Below are 17,000 nucleotides of genomic sequence, written 5' to 3' on the forward strand. Positions count from 1 at the left end.
TTATTTCCCCATCCGTTCACGGCTGATGCGCGCCAGCCACTCCGACACCAGCAGCGACACCAGCGCCAGCACAATGGAGATCAGGCACAACCGCGCCGCAGCCCCCTCGCCACCCGGGGTCTGGATCAGGGTATACATGGCCGACGGGAGAGTGCGTGTTTCGCCCGGAATGTTGGAAACAAAAGTGATGGTGGCGCCAAACTCCCCCAGCGAGCGGGCAAATGCCAGCACCGTGCCGACAATAATGCCCGGCAGCGTCAGGGGAAGCGTAATGGTGAAAAAGACGCGCCAGCGCCCGGCCCCGAGGGTACGGGCCGCCTGTTCAAGTTTAAGATCGACCCCTTCCAGCGCCAGGCGGATCGCCCGTACCATCAGCGGGAATGACATCACCGCCGCCGCCAGCACGGCGCCGCGCCAGCTGAAGGCAAAGCTAATGCCAAACCACTCATACAGGCGCTCGCCGATAAAACCGCGCCGCCCCATGGCAATCAGCAGCAGATACCCTACCACCACCGGCGGCAGCACCAGAGGCAGGTGCAAAATACTGTCGAGGAGTGCTTTGCCCGGAAACTGACAGCGAACCAGTAACCAGGCGAAAAAGACCCCAAAGGGCAAACTCAATGCAACCGCGAGGGAAGAGACTTTCAGGCTCAGCAGCACGGCCTGCCATTCGGGATCGGTCAATATCATTCGTGCGTCGTAAATCCGTAACGTTTAAAGATGGCAGACGCCTGCGGCCCCTTCAGATAATCGTAAAAGGCGCTGACGGTTGCGTTTTTATGTCCATCAATGATGGCCACAGGATATTCCACTTTCTTATGCGAGTCTTCAGGGAACGTACCCACCACTTTCACCCCTTTTTCAGCAACCGCATCGGAACCGTAGACGATCCCAAGCGGCGCTTCATTGCGCGCCACCAGCGCCAGTGCGCCACGCACATCTTCCGCAGGCGCCAGTTCAGGAGCCAGCGTCTCCCAGGCACCCAGTTTTTGCAGCGCCTCTTTAGCGTAAATGCCTGCCGGAACGTGTTCCGGATCGCCCACCGCCAGACGCCCCCCTTTCAGCAGGCTGCTCCAGGGCGTCTCCTTGTTGATAGCCACCTCGCCCTGGGCGCTGGCTTTCGGCGCCACCACAACCAGGCTGTTGCCGAGCAGGGTGACACGGCTCGCCGCATCAACCGCTTTTTTATCGACGGCGTAATCCATCCACTTCTGATCGGCCGATATAAAGAGGTCGGCAGGGGCGCCTGCTTCAATCTGTCGCGCCAGAGTGGACGAAGAGGCAAATGACGACACCACCTCGACGTTTGTCTCTTTTTTATACACCACGGCAATATCCTGCATTGCGTTCGTCAGTGATGCGGCGGCAAAGACGGTGATCTTGCCTTCGTCTGCCAACGCCTGGCCGGCCAGCGTGAGTGTCAGCGTCACGCCGGTAACCAATCCTGACCATGTACGTTTCATTTAAAGCTCCTGCAAAGACCGTTATATAAATTGAAATATAACGATAACCGTCAGGTTTGCCCAGCGTTAAATCGTAGCGATCGGGGAGTAGATCAATTTTGTCCTGAAAATAGTATCGGCGAGGAAGGGGGAAACTTGAGAGCAAAACGCCCGGCGGAACCGGGCGTTTTTAAAGGGAATTAATGCTGTTTTTTCGGCTGTTTTCTGTGGCCGACATTGGAAAAGATGTTGAACACCTCACCCAGGCCGTAGATGGCACCGAGGATGATAGCCATCACCACTGGTACCATGATCACGGCGAATACCAGACTTTTCAGCAACTCTAACATGGCTTTCTCCAGACAATGTGAATTGCCTTATTCTAACCGGAAAAGCGAGAATTACATCCCCTTTTGTGCGGTACAGTTTGCGCCTGTAACGAATTACGTCACAATAACCTTTTTGCCAGGACATTGTTATGCAGGCCGAAATTCTCCTCACCCTACGTCTTTCGCAAAAACTGTTCGCCGATCCCCGCCGCATTGCCCTGCTCAAGCAAATTGAGCAAACCGGCTCCATCAGCCAGGGGGCAAAAAACGCTGGCATTAGCTATAAAAGCGCGTGGGATGCCATCAACGAGATGAACACGCTGAGCGAACAGACCCTGGTCGATCGCGCCACCGGCGGCAAAGGCGGCGGCGGTGCCATCCTGACGCGCTACGGGCAGCGGCTGATCCAGCTCTATGACCTGCTGGCGCAGATCCAGCAAAAGGCCTTCGATGTTTTAAGCGATGACGACGCCCTGCCGCTGGACAGTCTGCTCGGCGCCATCTCGCGTTTCTCTTTGCAAACCAGCGCCCGCAACCAATGGTTTGGCACGGTCACCGCCCGCGATGATGACCAGGTCCAGCAGCATGTCGATATTTTACTCGCCGACGGCACCACCCGCCTGAAAGTTGCCATTACGGCCCAGAGCGGCAAGCGGCTGGGGCTGGATGAGGGCAAAGAGGTGCTGGTGCTGTTGAAAGCGCCATGGGTCAACATCACGCTGGACAGGGAAACGGCAAAACAGGCGGATAACCAGCTACAGGGAGTTATCAACCATATCGACCGTGGCGACGAGCAGTGTGAAGTGCTGATGACCCTGCCCGACGGCCAGACGCTCTGCGCCACCGTGCCTGCGGCCCAGAGCCAGGATTTAGAAGAAGGTGCTGAGGCGACCGCATATTTTAATGCCGACCGGGTGATTATCGCCACGTTGTGCTAAGCGCATTGACATGTGTGCCGACAGTGGGTTATCCCTGATGCTTATTGCTGCAAAAAATGGGATAAATCATGTCATCATTGCAAATTTCGCAAGGCACGTTTCGTCTTAGCGACACGCGCACGCTCACCCTCGCTGATTTTACGTTGAATGGTGGTGAAAGCTGGGCTTTTGTGGGCAGTAACGGCAGCGGTAAATCTGCCGTCGCCCGCGCCCTGGCTGGCGAGCTGACGCTGCTGAAGGGCGAACGCCAGAGCAGTTTCACCCGCGTGACCCGCCTCTCCTTCGAGCAACTGCAGAAACTGGTCAGCGACGAGTGGCAGCGTAACAACACCGATATGCTCAGCCCCGATGAAGATGATACTGGCCGAACGGCCGCTGAAATCATTCAGGACGAGATCAAAGACGACGTCCGTTGCCGCCAGCTGGCGGAACAGTTCGGCATCACTTACCTGCTGGAGAGACGTTTCAAGTATCTTTCTACCGGTGAAACCCGCAAAACACTGCTGTGCCAGGCCCTGATGGCCGACCCCGACCTGCTGATCCTGGATGAACCTTTTGACGGCCTCGACGTGCAATCCCGCAGCCAGCTGGCGGATCTGCTGGCCTCGCTTAATCAGCAGGGCTATACCCTGGTGCTGGTCCTGAACCGTTTTGACGAGATCCCCGATTTTGTCCAGCACGCGGGGGTGCTGGCCGACTGCACCCTGACGGCGGTGGGCGAAAAAGCGGCTCTGCTGAAGCAGGCGCTGATTGCCCAACTGGCGCACAGTGAAAAACTGAACGGCATTACCCTGCCCGAACCGGATGCGCCGTCTGCGCGTCACGGTTTGCCGGAGGGCGAGGCGCGGATTGTGCTGAATAACGGCGTGGTCTCCTATAACGATCGTCCGATCCTCAACCAGTTAAGCTGGACGGTAAATCCCGGCGAGCACTGGCAGATTGTCGGCCCTAATGGCGCCGGGAAATCGACCCTGCTTAGCCTCATTACCGGGGATCACCCCCAGGGCTACAGCAACGATCTCACCCTCTTTGGCCGCCGTCGCGGCAGCGGCGAAACCATCTGGGATATCAAAAAACATATTGGCTACGTCAGCAGCAGCCTGCACCTCGATTACCGCGTCAGTACCACGGTGCGCAACGTCATCCTGTCCGGTTATTTCGACTCCATCGGGATTTATCAGGCGGTGTCTGACCGGCAGCACAAGCTGGCGCAGCAGTGGCTGAATATTCTGGGGATGGATAACCGGGTTGCGGATGCCCCGTTCAGCAGCCTGTCGTGGGGCCAGCAGCGGCTGGCACTCATCGTGCGCGCGCTGGTGAAACACCCGACGCTGCTGATCCTCGACGAGCCGCTACAGGGGCTGGATCCCCTGAACCGCCAGCTTATTCGCCGTTTTGTTGATGTCCTGATTAGCGAAGGTGAAACGCAGCTACTGTTTGTTTCTCACCATGCCGAAGACGCACCCGCCTGTATCACCCACCGCCTGGAATTTGTCGCCGACGGCGACGGCTATCGCTACCAGGTTGGCCGCATCTGACATCCTGACGGGGGCCACGCCCCCGCTCTTTTTCGGACAACCTGCAACATCCCACCCCGAGCGCTTTGATCTACAATCCTTTTTTAGCCGGAGAGCAGCTGCGTTTTGCGCAGTGTAAACGATTCCACTATTTTATCCCATGTCACACTTTCCTGCTCTCTGTTATGCTAGGATTATCTCATACCATAAGCCTAATGGAGCGAAATATGCGAGTTCTGGTAACAGGTGGTAGCGGTTACATAGGAAGTCATACCTGTGTGCAACTGCTGCAAAATGGCCATGACGTCATCATCCTTGATAACCTGTGCAACAGTAAACGCAGCGTGCTGCCGGTTATGGAGCGCCTGGCCGGTAAACAGCCTGCTTTTGTCGAAGGCGATATTCGTAACGAAGCGCTGATGACTGAGATCCTGCACGATCACGCCATTGATACGGTGATTCACTTTGCTGGCCTGAAAGCGGTGGGCGAGTCCGTGGCGAAGCCGCTGGAATATTACGACAACAACGTCAACGGCACGCTGCGCCTGGTCTCTGCCATGCGCGCGGCGGGCGTCAAAAACTTGATCTTCAGTTCTTCCGCCACCGTCTACGGCGACCAGCCGCAAATCCCTTATGTTGAAAGCTTCCCGACCGGTACGCCGCAAAGCCCGTACGGCAAGAGCAAGCTGATGGTGGAACAGATCCTGACTGACCTGCAAAAAGCACAGCCGGAGTGGAGCATTGCCCTGCTGCGTTATTTCAACCCGGTGGGCGCACACCCATCCGGCGACATGGGTGAAGATCCGCAGGGCATTCCTAATAACCTGATGCCCTATATTGCCCAGGTTGCGGTAGGCCGTCGTGACTCGCTGGCGGTCTTCGGCAACGACTACCCTACCCCGGATGGCACCGGCGTTCGCGACTACATTCACGTGATGGATCTCGCCGACGGCCACGTCGCCGCCATGCAGCAGTTGGCCAATAAACCGGGCGTTCACATTTACAACCTCGGTGCGGGCGTCGGCAGCAGCGTGCTGGATGTGGTGAATGCCTTCAGCGCCGCCTGCGGCAAACCGGTGAGCTACCACTTCGCCCCGCGTCGCGACGGCGATCTGCCTGCCTACTGGGCCGATGCATCGAAGGCGGATAAAGAGCTTAACTGGCGTGTCTCCCGCACGCTTGACGAAATGGCACAGGATACCTGGCGCTGGCAGTCTCGCCACCCACAAGGCTATCCGGACTAAGGACCTGTCATGACCCAATTTAACCCCGTCGATCACCCGCATCGTCGTTTTAATCCATTAACCGGGCAGTGGATCCTGGTCTCTCCGCATCGCGCCAAACGCCCCTGGCAGGGCGCGCAGGAGACACCGTCCAGCGAGACACTGCCCCAGCACGATCCGGACTGCTTCCTCTGTCCGGGAAATACTCGCGTCACCGGCGATATCAACCCGGACTACAAAGGCACCTTCGTCTTTACCAATGACTTTGCCGCCCTGATGACCGACACGCCGGACGCCCCGCAGAGTGACGATCCGCTCCTGCGCTGCGAAAGCGCGCGCGGCACCAGCCGGGTAATCTGTTTCTCGCCGGATCACAGCAAAACCCTGCCGGAGCTGAGCGTAGAAGCGCTGACCGAAGTGGTGAAAACCTGGCAGGAACAGACCGCCGAACTGGGACAAACCTATCCCTGGGTGCAGGTCTTCGAGAACAAAGGCGCGGCGATGGGCTGCTCGAATCCCCATCCCCACGGCCAGCTGTGGGCCAACAGCTTTATGCCTAACGAAGTGGAGCGGGAAGATCGCCTGCAAAAAGCCTATTACGCTGAGCAGCAGTCGTCCATGCTGCTGGACTATGTCCAGCGCGAGCTGGCTGATGGCAGCCGCACCGTCGTGGAAACCGAACACTGGTTAGCGGTGGTGCCATACTGGGCGGCATGGCCATTCGAGACCCTGCTGCTGCCGAAAGCCCACGTTCTGCGGTTAACCGATCTGAGCGACGCCCAGCGCAGCGATCTGGCGCTGGCGCTGAAAAAACTGACCAGCCGCTATGACAACCTGTTCCAGTGCTCCTTCCCCTATTCCATGGGCTGGCACGGCGCACCGTTTAATGGCGAAGAGAATCAACACTGGCAGCTGCACGCCCACTTCTATCCGCCGCTGCTGCGCTCCGCCACCGTACGTAAGTTTATGGTCGGCTATGAGATGCTGGCAGAAACCCAGCGTGACCTGACGGCGGAGCAGGCCGCAGAGCGTCTGCGTGCAGTGAGTGATGTCCATTTTCGCGAATCCGGAGAATAACAATGAGTCTGAAAGATAAAACCCACGCCCTGTTTGCTGAAAAATTTGGTTATCCCGCCACTCACGCAATCCAGGCGCCAGGCCGCGTTAACCTCATCGGCGAACATACCGACTACAACGACGGTTTCGTCCTGCCCTGCGCCATTGATTACCAGACGGTGATCAGCTGCGCAAAACGCGACGACCGCAAGGTGCGCGTTATGGCAGCGGATTATGACAACCAGATCGATGAATTTTCGCTGGATGAGCCGATTGTTGCCCATGACAGCCAGCAGTGGTCTAACTACGTCCGCGGCGTGGTGAAGCATCTGCAAAAACGTAACAAGGAGTTTGGCGGCGCAGATCTCGTGATCAGCGGCAACGTCCCACAGGGTGCGGGCCTGAGCTCCTCCGCCTCGCTGGAAGTGGCTGTCGGCACCGTCTTCCAGCAGCTTTATCACCTGCCGCTGGACGGTGCGCAGATCGCCCTTAACGGCCAGGAAGCAGAGAACCAGTTCGTCGGCTGTAACTGCGGCATCATGGATCAGCTGATCTCAGCGCTGGGCAAAAAAGGCCACGCGTTACTGATCGACTGCCGCTCGCTGGGCACCAAAGCGGTCAGCCTGCCGAAAGGCGCGGCGGTGATCATCATCAACAGTAATTTCAAACGCACCCTGGTGGGCAGCGAGTACAACACCCGTCGCGAACAGTGTGAAACTGGCGCGCGCTTCTTCCAGCAGTCTGCACTGCGTGATGTCTCGCTCACCGAGTTCAATAAAGTGGCCCACGAGCTGGACCCGGTAGTGGCAAAACGCGTTCGTCACGTCCTGACCGAAAACGCCCGTACCGTAGAAGCAGCGGCTGCGCTGGAGAAAGGCGATCTGCAACGGATGGGTGAGCTGATGGCCGAGTCCCATGCTTCCATGCGCGATGACTTCGAAATCACCGTTCCACAGATTGACACCCTGGTTGAGATTGTGAAATCCGCCATTGGCGATCAAGGCGGCGTGCGTATGACCGGCGGCGGCTTCGGCGGCTGCGTGGTGGCGCTGGTACCGGAGGAACTGGTGCCGGTTGTTCAGCAAGCCGTGGAACAACAGTATGAAGCCAAAACCGGTATCAAAGAGACTTTCTATGTTTGTAATGCATCACAAGGAGCTGGCCAGTGCTAAACGAAACACCTGTTCTCGCCCCTGACGGCCTGCCGTATCGCCTGATCACCCTGCGCAACGAAGCAGGGATGGTCGTCACGCTGATGGACTGGGGTGCGACGCTGCTCTCCGCCCGCGTCCCGATGACCGACGGCAGCGTCCGCGAAACCCTGCTCGGCTGTGCGTCACCTGAGCAGTATGTGGAGCAAACGGCCTTCCTGGGCGCCTCGGTAGGCCGTTATGCCAACCGTATCGCCAAAAGCCGCTTTGAACTGGACGGCGTGCGCTATGACCTGCTGCCAAGCCAGGGCGAAAACCAGCTCCACGGCGGCCCGGATGGATTTGACAAGCGCCGCTGGCGCATTGTGCAGCAGAACGATGGCGAAGCGCTGTTGGCCCTCGACTCCCCGGATGGCGACCAGGGCTACCCTGGCAACTGTTCGACGAGCGTCCATTATCGCTTAACGGAGGACAACCGGATCGCCATTACCTACCGCGCCACCGTGGATAAACCTTGCCCGGTCAATCTGACCAACCACGCTTACTTCAACCTCGACGGCGACTGCAGCGACGTGCGTAACCACAGGCTGCAACTGCTGGCCCAGCGCTATCTGCCGGTCGATGAAATGGGGATCCCCCATGAAGGATTAAAAGCGGTGGCGGGTACCAGCTTTGATTTCCGCACTACCAAAGCTATCGCCCAGGATTTCCTGGCGGATGACCACCAGCGCAAGGTGAACGGTTACGATCATGCTTTCCTGCTGGATGCCCAGGGCGATCTGAGCCAGCCCGCGGCGCATCTCTGGTCTGCCGATGAAAAGCTGCAGATGACGGTCTATACCACCGCCCCTGCCCTGCAATTCTATTCTGGTAACTTCCTCGAGGGTACCCCGGCGCGCGAAGATGGAGAATACCGGGCCTGGCAGGGTCTGGCGCTGGAGAGCGAGTTCTTACCCGATAGCCCGAATCATGGGGGATGGCCGCAGCCTGACTGCATACTGCGCCCGGGCGAAGAGTACATCAGCGTTACCGAATATCACTTTATTGCGCAATAAAAACGAGCCCTCCTGCCGGAGGGCTTTTTTTATCCATCTTGCTGAAAATAGCGCCAGTTACGGACAAAATCACAACCCCTCATTCACAAGCATCTTACACTGCGACACTATTTTCGCTATGGTTAGGGTTAAGCGTTGCCAGCGGCTCAGCCGCAGCAATATAATGAGAATTGTTATCATTCAAATAATGCTTGTTCTGGAGGAGTAAAATATGGCTGTAACTAAGCTGGTTCTGGTACGTCATGGCGAAAGCCAGTGGAACAACGAAAACCGCTTTACCGGTTGGTATGATGTTGACCTGTCCGAAAAAGGTGTTGGCGAAGCGAAAGCAGCGGGCAAACTGCTGAAAGACGAAGGCTTCAGCTTCGATTTTGCTTATACCTCCGTGCTGAAACGTGCCATCCATACCCTGTGGAACGTACTGGACGAACTGGATCAGGCCTGGCTGCCGGTTGAGAAGTCCTGGAAGCTGAACGAGCGTCACTACGGTGCGCTGCAGGGTCTGAACAAAGCCGAAACCGCAGAGAAATACGGTGACGAGCAGGTTAAACAGTGGCGTCGCGGCTTCGCGGTCACCCCACCAGAGCTGACCAAAGATGACGAGCGTTACCCAGGCCACGATCCGCGTTACGCATCCCTCACTGACGCTGAGCTGCCAACTACCGAAAGCCTGGCGCTGACCATCGATCGCGTTGTTCCTTACTGGAACGAAACCATTCTGCCACGCCTGAAAAGCGGTGAGCGCGTGATCATCGCTGCGCACGGTAACTCCCTGCGCGCGCTGGTGAAATACCTGGACAACATGGGTGAAGACGAGATCCTCGAGCTGAACATCCCAACCGGCGTGCCGCTGGTGTATGAGTTCGACGAAAACTTCAAACCAATCAAGCACTACTATCTGGGTAACGCTGACGAAATCGCGGCTAAAGCGGCGGCCGTTGCGAACCAGGGTAAAGCCAAGTAATAAAAAAGCCCGGTCGCGATGACCGGGCTCTGCGTTCTGAATGCCGGATGCGAATCCGGCATTTTTTTAGCCGCGACGGGCTTTCACCGCATTCGCCAGCTGGCGCAGTACCGTTTCGGTATCGTCCCAGCCAATGCAGGCATCGGTGACGCTCTTACCGTAGACCAGCGGCTCGCTGCCTTCCAGATTCTGATTGCCTTCCACCAGGTGGCTTTCAATCATCACCCCGATAATCGCCTTTTCACCGCCGGCAATCTGCTGGCAGACATCGGTGCCCACATCCATCTGCTTTTTGAACTGCTTGCTGGAGTTGGCATGGCTGAAGTCGATCATCACCTGCGCCGCCAGACCGGCTTTTTCCAGGCCCGCCTTCACTTCGGCGACGTGCGCCGCGCTGTAGTTAGGCTCTTTGCCGCCGCGCAGAATGATATGGCAGTCGCCGTTCCCGCTGGTGTTCACAATCGCGGAGTGACCCCACTTGGTGACGGAGAGGAAGCAGTGCGGCGCCCCGGCAGCGTTAATGGCGTCAATCGCCACTTTGATGGTGCCATCGGTGCCGTTTTTAAAACCAACCGGGCAGGAGAGCCCTGACGCCAGCTCGCGGTGAACCTGAGACTCGGTGGTACGCGCGCCAATGGCGCCCCAGCTCATCAGGTCTGCGAGATATTGTGGGGTGATCATATCGAGGAACTCACCCGCCGCAGGCAGACCGCTGTCGTTGATGTCCAGCAGCAGCTTACGGGCGATGCGCAGACCGTCGTTGATCTGGAAGCTGCCATCCATATGCGGATCGTTAATCAGCCCTTTCCAGCCTACGGTGGTGCGTGGCTTTTCAAAGTAGACGCGCATGACGATTTCCAGCTCATCCTTCAGCGCTTCGCGCAGGGTCAGCAGTCGCGCCGCATACTCTTTTGCCGCCGCAGGATCGTGAATGGAACATGGACCGATAACCACCAGAAGACGATCGTCATTACCTTTCAGGATCTTGTGGATCGCTTTACGGGCATGAGAAACGGTATTGGCGGCGTTTTCGGTGGCGGGAAACTTCTCAAGGAGCGCTACAGGGGGTAATAACTCGTTGATCTCTTTAATGCGCAAATCGTCATTCTGATAATTCATGTTCGTTCCAGCGTTGCCATACTTTTATAAATGAATGCAATCCCTCCAATCTATCTTGTCAGTCAGGAAGTGTAAACTCACTTTTACACTACGCACAGATAAATCCTGGAATTCGCTTAAAAAACGCAACAAAGTAGCGAAAAACGAGATACACCCTAAACTTTTTAACTGTATGCACTGCATTTATAAATTTTATCGCGATTCCATACTGACCTAAGTAGGGATCATGGCATCTTTAACCACTGAGCAGTATATCGATTTCGCATATGCACTGTGGAAAGAAGTTATCCAGAACATAACGACCAGAACAGGAGCAGCATGATGAAAATGACTAAACTCGCAACCCTTTTCCTGACAGCTTCGCTCACGATGGCGAGCGGTGCGGCACTGGCTGCTGATAGCGCCGCCGGCTCTAACACCAATAATGGCCAGGCGAATGCCGCCGCTGATGCAGGGGCCGTTGCGCCTGACGCACGCCAGAATATTGCTCCAAATAACACCGGCAACAGCCAGATTAACACCGGTTCTGGTACAACCGGCACCACCGGCACAACAGGTACAGGCACAACAGGTACGGGTACGGGGACTGGCACGGGTTCCATGCTCAATCCAGATGGAACGAACTCCAGCGGCACCGGGGTGACCAATGGTACCGGCAACAGTTCAACCACTGGCGGCACTAACTCCGTCATGGGTAATGACGACCCAAGTAAGATGAGTAACGACGGCATGTCCAAGGATGATCAGCACAGGAATTCGATGTGTAAAGACGGTAAATGTCCGGATCAATCCGGCAAAGTTGATACCGAAAGAACCCCACAAGAACAAAAGACTGACGGCACTACTCAGTAATTGACGGTAATGCGGTTATGATGAAGGAGAGCTACGGCTCTCCTTTATTTTTTGTGCAAAATGTTAAAAACTCTACACTTAAAATAATAATTTACCGGGACAGTATTCATGGCGCACTCCCACTCGCACGCCCCTTCTTCACAGGATGAAAATGCTAAACGCTTAACGCTGGCGTTCGGCGTCACCGCCACCTTTATGATCATTGAGGTGATCGGCGGGTTGGTTTCTGGATCGCTGGCGCTGCTGGCCGATGCGGGTCATATGTTCACGGACGCCGCTGCGCTGCTGTTTGCGCTACTGGCGGTGATATTCGCCCGGCGCCCGCCGAGCCACGGACGCACCTTTGGCTGGCTACGTCTCACTACCCTCGCCGCCTTCGTCAACGCCATCGCGCTGGTCTTGATCACGATTTTAATCGTCTGGGAAGCCTTCCAGCGTTTCTACCATCCGCAGCCTGTCGCGGGTGTCACCATGATGGTGGTAGCCGTTGCCGGGCTTATCGCCAATATCCTGGCGTTCTGGATTTTGCATCGCGGCAGTGGAGAAAAGAATCTCAACGTGCGAGCAGCGGCGCTGCATGTGCTGGGGGATCTTCTGGGATCGGTGGGAGCCATCGTTGCGGCGCTGGTGATCCTCTGGACCGGCTGGACGCCCATCGACCCGATATTGTCGATTCTAGTCTCGTGCCTGGTGTTACGCAGTGCCTGGCGGCTTCTACAGGAGAGCGTCAATGAGCTGCTGGAAGGGGCGCCGGCGACGCTGGATATCCCGGCGCTGAAGCGCAACTTAACGCGCTCCCTTCCTGAAGTGCGCGATGTGCATCATGTACACGTCTGGATGGTGGGAGAAAAACCGCTGATGACCCTGCATGTTCAGGTTATCCCGCCTCACGATCATGATGCGTTACTGGGGCGTATTCAGCACTTTCTGGAGCACCATTACGCCATTGCGCACAGCACCATTCAGATGGAATACACCCCCTGTAACGGACCGGACTGCCACCTCAACGAGATCCCGTCCGGTCACGCCCATCATCACCACCATTAACGTGCCAGCGCGTGTGAACCCCGTTCACGCGCGCTGTTAATCCACATCCTGCTGCCGTTCAGGGCGATGAAGGTGAGGATCATATACTCCAGCGACATGGCGTAGACGCCCTGCAGGGCAAAGATCGCCACGCTTATCACGTTGATGATCACCCACAGCAGCCAGTTTTCGACATACTTACGGGTCATCAGGATCATGGCGGCAATCGACAGAACCATCATGCATGAATCCCAGAACGGGAAGGCGTCAGGCTGCAGCTCCGGCATGGTGACGTTCAGCCCCAGGGTATTCATCACCGAGACCGCTACGCGGGTCAGGAAAGCGAACACCGGGTCGATATAGACCGTCATCAGGCCAATGGCTACCACGCAGGCAGCCAGCCAGCCCATGGCCTTCGGCAACGGTAGCCAGCGGATCTGCAGTTCCGCCTCCTGCTGGCTGTTCTGCCGGGACCAGGCGTACCAGCCGTAGATATTGGCCCCAAAGAAGAACAGCTGCAGCAGCAGGCTGGCATACAGCTGGATCTGGAAGAAGATAATGGCGAACAGGGTGACGTTCACCAGGCCAAACGCGTAGTTGACGATCTTCTCCAGACTGGCAAGCCAGATACAGAGCAGACCTGCAATTGTCCCGACCGCTTCAATCCATGACAAGTCATAGCCGCCAGCGCCAATCGGTATATGTACCAGAATGTTTTGCGTGCTAAAAAAATCCATCTTTTCCCCTGAGCGTTACGTTTACGTGGTTTAAGGACGTAGTGTAGCCGCAAAATCCAGCATTCGGTTAAGCGGAATTAACGCCCCCTCTCGCAGCGCGGCATCAACATGGATTTCATGGGCGGCTCCGCCCGTCTCCAGACCGTCTGCAATCGCTTTGAGCCCGTTCATGGCCATCCACGGACAGTGCGCGCAGCTGCGACAGGTTGCCCCCTCGCCTGCGGTCGGTGCTTCCAGCAGCTCTTTCTCTGGCACCGCCTGCTGCATTTTGTAGAAGATGCCGCGATCGGTCGCCACAATCAACTGGCGATGCGGCAGCGTCTTCGCGGCAGCGATCAGCTGGCTGGTTGAGCCGACGGCATCCGCCATATCAACGATCGCCTGCGGGGATTCCGGGTGAACCAGAATGGCCGCATCCGGGTAGAGCCCCTTCATGCGCGCCAGCGCCTGCGTTTTGAATTCATCATGGACGATACAGGCGCCCTGCCAGCAGAGAATATCCGCTCCGGTCTGTTTCTGGACGTAATTGCCAAGATGTCTGTCCGGTGCCCAGATAATCTTTTCGCCCAGGCTGTCGAGATGCTCAATCAGTTCAACGGCGATACTGGAGGTGACAACCCAGTCGGCGCGTGCTTTAACCGCCGCAGAGGTATTGGCATAGACGACGACCGTTCTGTCAGGGTGGGCATCACAGAAGGCGGTAAACTCGTCGATCGGACAGCCCAGATCGAGCGAGCACTCCGCATTCAGGGTCGGCATCAGGATCGTTTTTTCCGGGCTGAGGATTTTGGCCGTCTCGCCCATAAAACGCACCCCGGCCACCAGCAACGTCGAAGCAGGATGCTTAGCACCAAAGCGCGCCATCTCCAGCGAGTCCGAGATACAACCGCCCGTCTCTTCTGCAAGCTGCTGAATTTCAGGATCGGTATAGTAATGGGCCACCATAACCGCATCACGCTCTTTGAGCAGACGCTTAATTTTCTCACGGTAAAACTGCTTTTCGTCCAGGCTCAGCGGGGCAGGCTTTGGTGGGAAAGGATAGATAGCGGCTTCTGGATCAAACATCACACTCATTTTGGCTTCTCGTTTTACTGGCTTAACAAGTTTGCCGTTATTTTTTGGCGGAAACCAAAGTAATGGCAATTGTGTTTTATATACTAAACAAGATAGCGAATCTGAGAGAGAAAGTCACACCAAAAGCGTGCGGGCAGCATTTGTCGGGTGGCGCTTCGCTTACCCGACCTACGTAAACCCTCGCATTTTGGATTCTGGAATAACAGATAGCAAAAAGGCGCCTTTAGGGCGCCTTTTTACATTGGTTGGTCGTGCAGGATGACTCGGCTTCGCCTCGCCCTTGGGCCGTTGCTGATGCAACGTTATCCTTCACGTTTACTCTCTGAGTCAGAAAGTAAAATTGGTGGGTCGTGCAGGATTCGAACCTGCGACCAATTGATTAAAAGTCAACTGCTCTACCAACTGAGCTAACGACCCCTTGCGGGATGTACTGCTTTTCTTCGAAGTGGTGGGTCGTGCAGGATTCGAACCTGCGACCAATTGATTAAAAGTCAACTGCTCTACCAACTGAGCTAACGACCCATTCGGGTGCTGACTTCGAAGATTATTACTCGGTACCACCAGAAAGTGGTGGGGCGTGCAGGATGACTCGGCTTCGCCTCGCCCTACGAGCCGTTGCTGACGCAACGTTATCCTTCACGTTTACTCTCTGAGTCAGAAAGTAAAATTGGTGGGTCGTGCAGGATTCGAACCTGCGACCAATTGATTAAAAGTCAACTGCTCTACCAACTGAGCTAACGACCCGAGTGGTGGGTGATGACGGGATCGAACCGCCGACCCCCTCCTTGTAAGGGAGGTGCTCTCCCAGCTGAGCTAATCACCCGATACTACGCTGGATACTACTTACTACTTAGTTAGTGGTGGGTCGTGCAGGATGACTCGGCTTCGCCTCGCCCTACGGGCCGTTGCTGACGCAACGTTATCCTTCACGCTAACCTACTGCTTTCTACTTAAGTAGTGGTGGGTCGTGCAGGATTCGAACCTGCGACCAATTGATTAAAAGTCAACTGCTCTACCAACTGAGCTAACGACCCACTATTTCGGCTGCTTCTGGGGTGTTTGATATCCCTTGGCAACGGCGGCATATATTACTGATTTAAGAATTCTGCGCAACTAAAATTTTGATGAATATCACTTAACTGCTTACGAATTATGCGGCAAGACCAGAAATAAAGCGATTTCTGGTCATGCGGCAATCATCCCATCGCAGCAAGGCGTTTTTGCGCTTGTTTTGCCCCTTCGGTGCCCGGGAACTTTGTGACTACCTGCTGGAAAACGGCTTTCGCTTTTGCGGTGTCGCCTTTGTCCTGCATGATCACACCGACCTTATACATCGCGTCAGGAGCTTTCGGTGATTTCGGGTAATTTTTAACGACAGAGGCGAAATAGAATGCCGCATCGTCTTTTTTACCCTTGTTGTAATTCAACTGTCCCAGCCAGTAATTTGCGTTTGGCTGATAAGTCGAATCCGGGTATTTCTTCACGAAGTTCTGAAACGCCGCCATCGCCTCGTCCTGGCGCGAGTTATCCTGCACCAGGGCAATTGCCGCATTGTAATCAGTATTCGCATCACCGCTCTGCACAGGCGCAGCGGTCGAGGCTGATGTGTCAGCCTGAGGCGTTGCCGCAGCACCCTGATCCCCTGCTGCCGGTTGCGCTGCTGCGCCGCCATTATTCAGGTTATCAATCTGCAACAGGATCTGCTTCTGACGCTCCACAACCTGATTGAGCTGATACTGGCTTTCCTGGATCTGTCCGCGCAGTGAGTCAATATCGGTTTGATTGTCAGAGAGCTGCTGCTGAAGTTGGGTTAAAAGCTGGCTGTGAGCATTAGAAATACGCTCGAGTTGGGTGACCCGGTCTTCTACCGAGCCTGAGCCGACACTACTGATTGGTGCCTGAGCAAAAGCGGCCCAGGGGGCCGCTATACCAACCAGTAACGACAGACTCAACAGATGATGTCTGAAGTTACTGCTCATGCAATTCTCTTAGTAAACCAGTACGGCACGACGGTTTTTGGAGTAAGCCGCTTCGTCGTGGCCCAGTACTGCAGGTTTTTCTTTACCGTAAGAAACGATGGAGATCTGGTCAGCAGAAACGCCTTTACCCTGCAGGTACATTTTAACGGCGTTAGCACGACGCTCACCCAGAGAGATGTTGTACTCAGGAGTACCACGTTCGTCCGCGTGACCTTCTACGGTGACTTTGTAAGACGGGTTGCTACGCAGGAAGTTAGCGTGCGCATCCAGCATCGCAGCGAAGTCAGAACGGATGTCGAACTTGTCCAGATCGAAGTAAACAATGTTGTTCTGCTGCAGCTGTTGCATCTGAAGACGCGCCTGCTCTTCAGAAGACATATTGCCGTTGCCGTTTGCGTCCATACCGGTGCCGGCACCCATCATGCCTTCGCCGCTCTGGTCGTTGCTGGCGTTCTTGTTAGAAGAACACGCTGCGATTGCCATAACAGGCAGAGCGATCATCAGCCCTTTCAGCACTTTGTTCAGTTGCATTTCTATG

The 17,000-nt window shown here is 55.9% G+C and carries 17 protein-coding genes and 5 tRNA genes; 9 read left to right on the plus strand and 13 right to left on the minus strand.

Annotation, left to right across the window (positions count from 1 at the left end; all coding sequences use genetic code 11):
* From modB to ACT3IC_RS02560, 3 genes are all read right to left on the minus strand, one after another.
* Complete coding sequence (gene modB / locus ACT3IC_RS02550; protein ID WP_156654116.1) at nucleotides 1-690, minus strand: molybdate ABC transporter permease subunit; 690 nt, start codon at nucleotides 688-690, stop codon at nucleotides 1-3.
* Complete coding sequence (gene modA / locus ACT3IC_RS02555; RefSeq protein WP_473476063.1) at nucleotides 687-1,463, minus strand: molybdate ABC transporter substrate-binding protein; 777 nt, start codon at nucleotides 1,461-1,463, stop codon at nucleotides 687-689. Before modA ends, modB begins: the two co-directional genes overlap by 4 nt.
* A 179-nt stretch (nucleotides 1,464-1,642) precedes the next feature.
* On the minus strand, nucleotides 1,643-1,792 hold the full coding sequence (locus ACT3IC_RS02560) for an AcrZ family multidrug efflux pump-associated protein (protein WP_103178743.1): 150 nt from the start codon (nucleotides 1,790-1,792) through the stop codon (nucleotides 1,643-1,645).
* Between the two features lie 128 nt (nucleotides 1,793-1,920).
* Here ACT3IC_RS02560 and modE point away from each other — a divergent pair, with 128 nt between their 5' ends.
* The 7 genes from modE to gpmA all read left to right on the plus strand — a co-directional run bounded on the left by modE (nucleotide 1,921) and on the right by gpmA (nucleotide 9,675).
* A complete protein-coding gene (gene modE, locus ACT3IC_RS02565) occupies nucleotides 1,921-2,709 on the plus strand; it encodes a molybdenum-dependent transcriptional regulator (protein ID WP_156654114.1) in 789 nt (262 codons plus the stop codon).
* Nucleotides 2,710-2,777: 68 nt separating this feature from the next.
* The gene (gene modF / locus ACT3IC_RS02570) at nucleotides 2,778-4,247 is read left to right on the plus strand and encodes a molybdate ABC transporter ATP-binding protein ModF (protein ID WP_159339271.1); all 1,470 of its coding nucleotides are present in this window, start codon (nucleotides 2,778-2,780) and stop codon (nucleotides 4,245-4,247) included.
* Nucleotides 4,248-4,453: 206 nt separating this feature from the next.
* Nucleotides 4,454-5,470, plus strand: a complete 1,017-nt coding sequence (galE, locus tag ACT3IC_RS02575; protein ID WP_103178740.1) for a UDP-glucose 4-epimerase GalE — start codon at nucleotides 4,454-4,456, stop codon at nucleotides 5,468-5,470.
* 9 nt (nucleotides 5,471-5,479) lie between these two features.
* Nucleotides 5,480-6,526, plus strand: a complete 1,047-nt coding sequence (gene galT / locus ACT3IC_RS02580; RefSeq protein WP_473476068.1) for a galactose-1-phosphate uridylyltransferase — start codon at nucleotides 5,480-5,482, stop codon at nucleotides 6,524-6,526.
* 2 nt (nucleotides 6,527-6,528) lie between these two features.
* Entirely contained in the window at nucleotides 6,529-7,677 is a 1,149-nt protein-coding gene (gene galK / locus ACT3IC_RS02585) for a galactokinase (protein WP_114387637.1), read from the plus strand.
* The gene (gene galM, locus ACT3IC_RS02590; protein WP_473476071.1) at nucleotides 7,671-8,711 is read left to right on the plus strand and encodes a galactose-1-epimerase; all 1,041 of its coding nucleotides are present in this window, start codon (nucleotides 7,671-7,673) and stop codon (nucleotides 8,709-8,711) included. Before galK ends, galM begins: the two co-directional genes overlap by 7 nt.
* A gap of 211 nt (nucleotides 8,712-8,922) precedes the next feature.
* The gene (gpmA, locus tag ACT3IC_RS02595) at nucleotides 8,923-9,675 is read left to right on the plus strand and encodes a 2,3-diphosphoglycerate-dependent phosphoglycerate mutase (protein WP_103178736.1); all 753 of its coding nucleotides are present in this window, start codon (nucleotides 8,923-8,925) and stop codon (nucleotides 9,673-9,675) included.
* Between the two features lie 66 nt (nucleotides 9,676-9,741).
* Here gpmA and aroG read toward each other — a convergent pair whose 3' ends face one another.
* A complete protein-coding gene (aroG, locus tag ACT3IC_RS02600; protein WP_103178735.1) occupies nucleotides 9,742-10,794 on the minus strand; it encodes a 3-deoxy-7-phosphoheptulonate synthase AroG in 1,053 nt (350 codons plus the stop codon).
* Nucleotides 10,795-11,115: 321 nt separating this feature from the next.
* On the opposite strand from aroG, the gene ACT3IC_RS02605 reads away from it, so the two are divergent.
* A complete protein-coding gene (locus tag ACT3IC_RS02605; protein ID WP_168192045.1) occupies nucleotides 11,116-11,646 on the plus strand; it encodes a protein YbgS in 531 nt (176 codons plus the stop codon).
* A 108-nt stretch (nucleotides 11,647-11,754) separates the two neighbouring features.
* Entirely contained in the window at nucleotides 11,755-12,693 is a 939-nt protein-coding gene (zitB, locus tag ACT3IC_RS02610) for a CDF family zinc transporter ZitB (RefSeq protein ID WP_159339273.1), read from the plus strand.
* Here the strand turns inward: zitB and pnuC are convergent.
* From pnuC to pal, 9 genes are all read right to left on the minus strand, one after another.
* The gene (gene pnuC / locus ACT3IC_RS02615; RefSeq protein ID WP_103178732.1) at nucleotides 12,690-13,409 is read right to left on the minus strand and encodes a nicotinamide riboside transporter PnuC; all 720 of its coding nucleotides are present in this window, start codon (nucleotides 13,407-13,409) and stop codon (nucleotides 12,690-12,692) included. The two genes, zitB and pnuC, sit on opposite strands and share 4 nt — an antisense overlap.
* A 30-nt stretch (nucleotides 13,410-13,439) precedes the next feature.
* On the minus strand, nucleotides 13,440-14,483 hold the full coding sequence (nadA, locus tag ACT3IC_RS02620; protein ID WP_156654111.1) for a quinolinate synthase NadA: 1,044 nt from the start codon (nucleotides 14,481-14,483) through the stop codon (nucleotides 13,440-13,442).
* A 341-nt stretch (nucleotides 14,484-14,824) separates the two neighbouring features.
* Nucleotides 14,825-14,900: transfer RNA gene (locus ACT3IC_RS02625), tRNA-Lys, on the minus strand.
* A gap of 29 nt (nucleotides 14,901-14,929) precedes the next feature.
* Nucleotides 14,930-15,005, minus strand: a tRNA-Lys gene (locus ACT3IC_RS02630).
* 146 nt (nucleotides 15,006-15,151) lie between these two features.
* A tRNA-Lys gene (locus ACT3IC_RS02635) sits at nucleotides 15,152-15,227 on the minus strand.
* 3 nt (nucleotides 15,228-15,230) lie between these two features.
* Nucleotides 15,231-15,306 (minus strand) — tRNA-Val (locus tag ACT3IC_RS02640).
* A gap of 135 nt (nucleotides 15,307-15,441) precedes the next feature.
* Nucleotides 15,442-15,517 (minus strand) — tRNA-Lys (locus ACT3IC_RS02645).
* 162 nt (nucleotides 15,518-15,679) lie between these two features.
* Complete coding sequence (cpoB, locus tag ACT3IC_RS02650; protein ID WP_103178730.1) at nucleotides 15,680-16,462, minus strand: cell division protein CpoB; 783 nt, start codon at nucleotides 16,460-16,462, stop codon at nucleotides 15,680-15,682.
* A gap of 9 nt (nucleotides 16,463-16,471) precedes the next feature.
* Nucleotides 16,472-16,993 carry a peptidoglycan-associated lipoprotein Pal gene (gene pal / locus ACT3IC_RS02655; RefSeq protein ID WP_032617096.1) on the minus strand — a complete coding sequence of 174 codons (522 nt, stop codon included), beginning with the start codon at nucleotides 16,991-16,993 and terminating at the stop codon, nucleotides 16,472-16,474.
* Nucleotides 16,994-17,000 lie beyond the last annotated feature (7 nt).

It is taken from the genome of Leclercia sp. GHBNCSD, assembly GCF_055805075.1.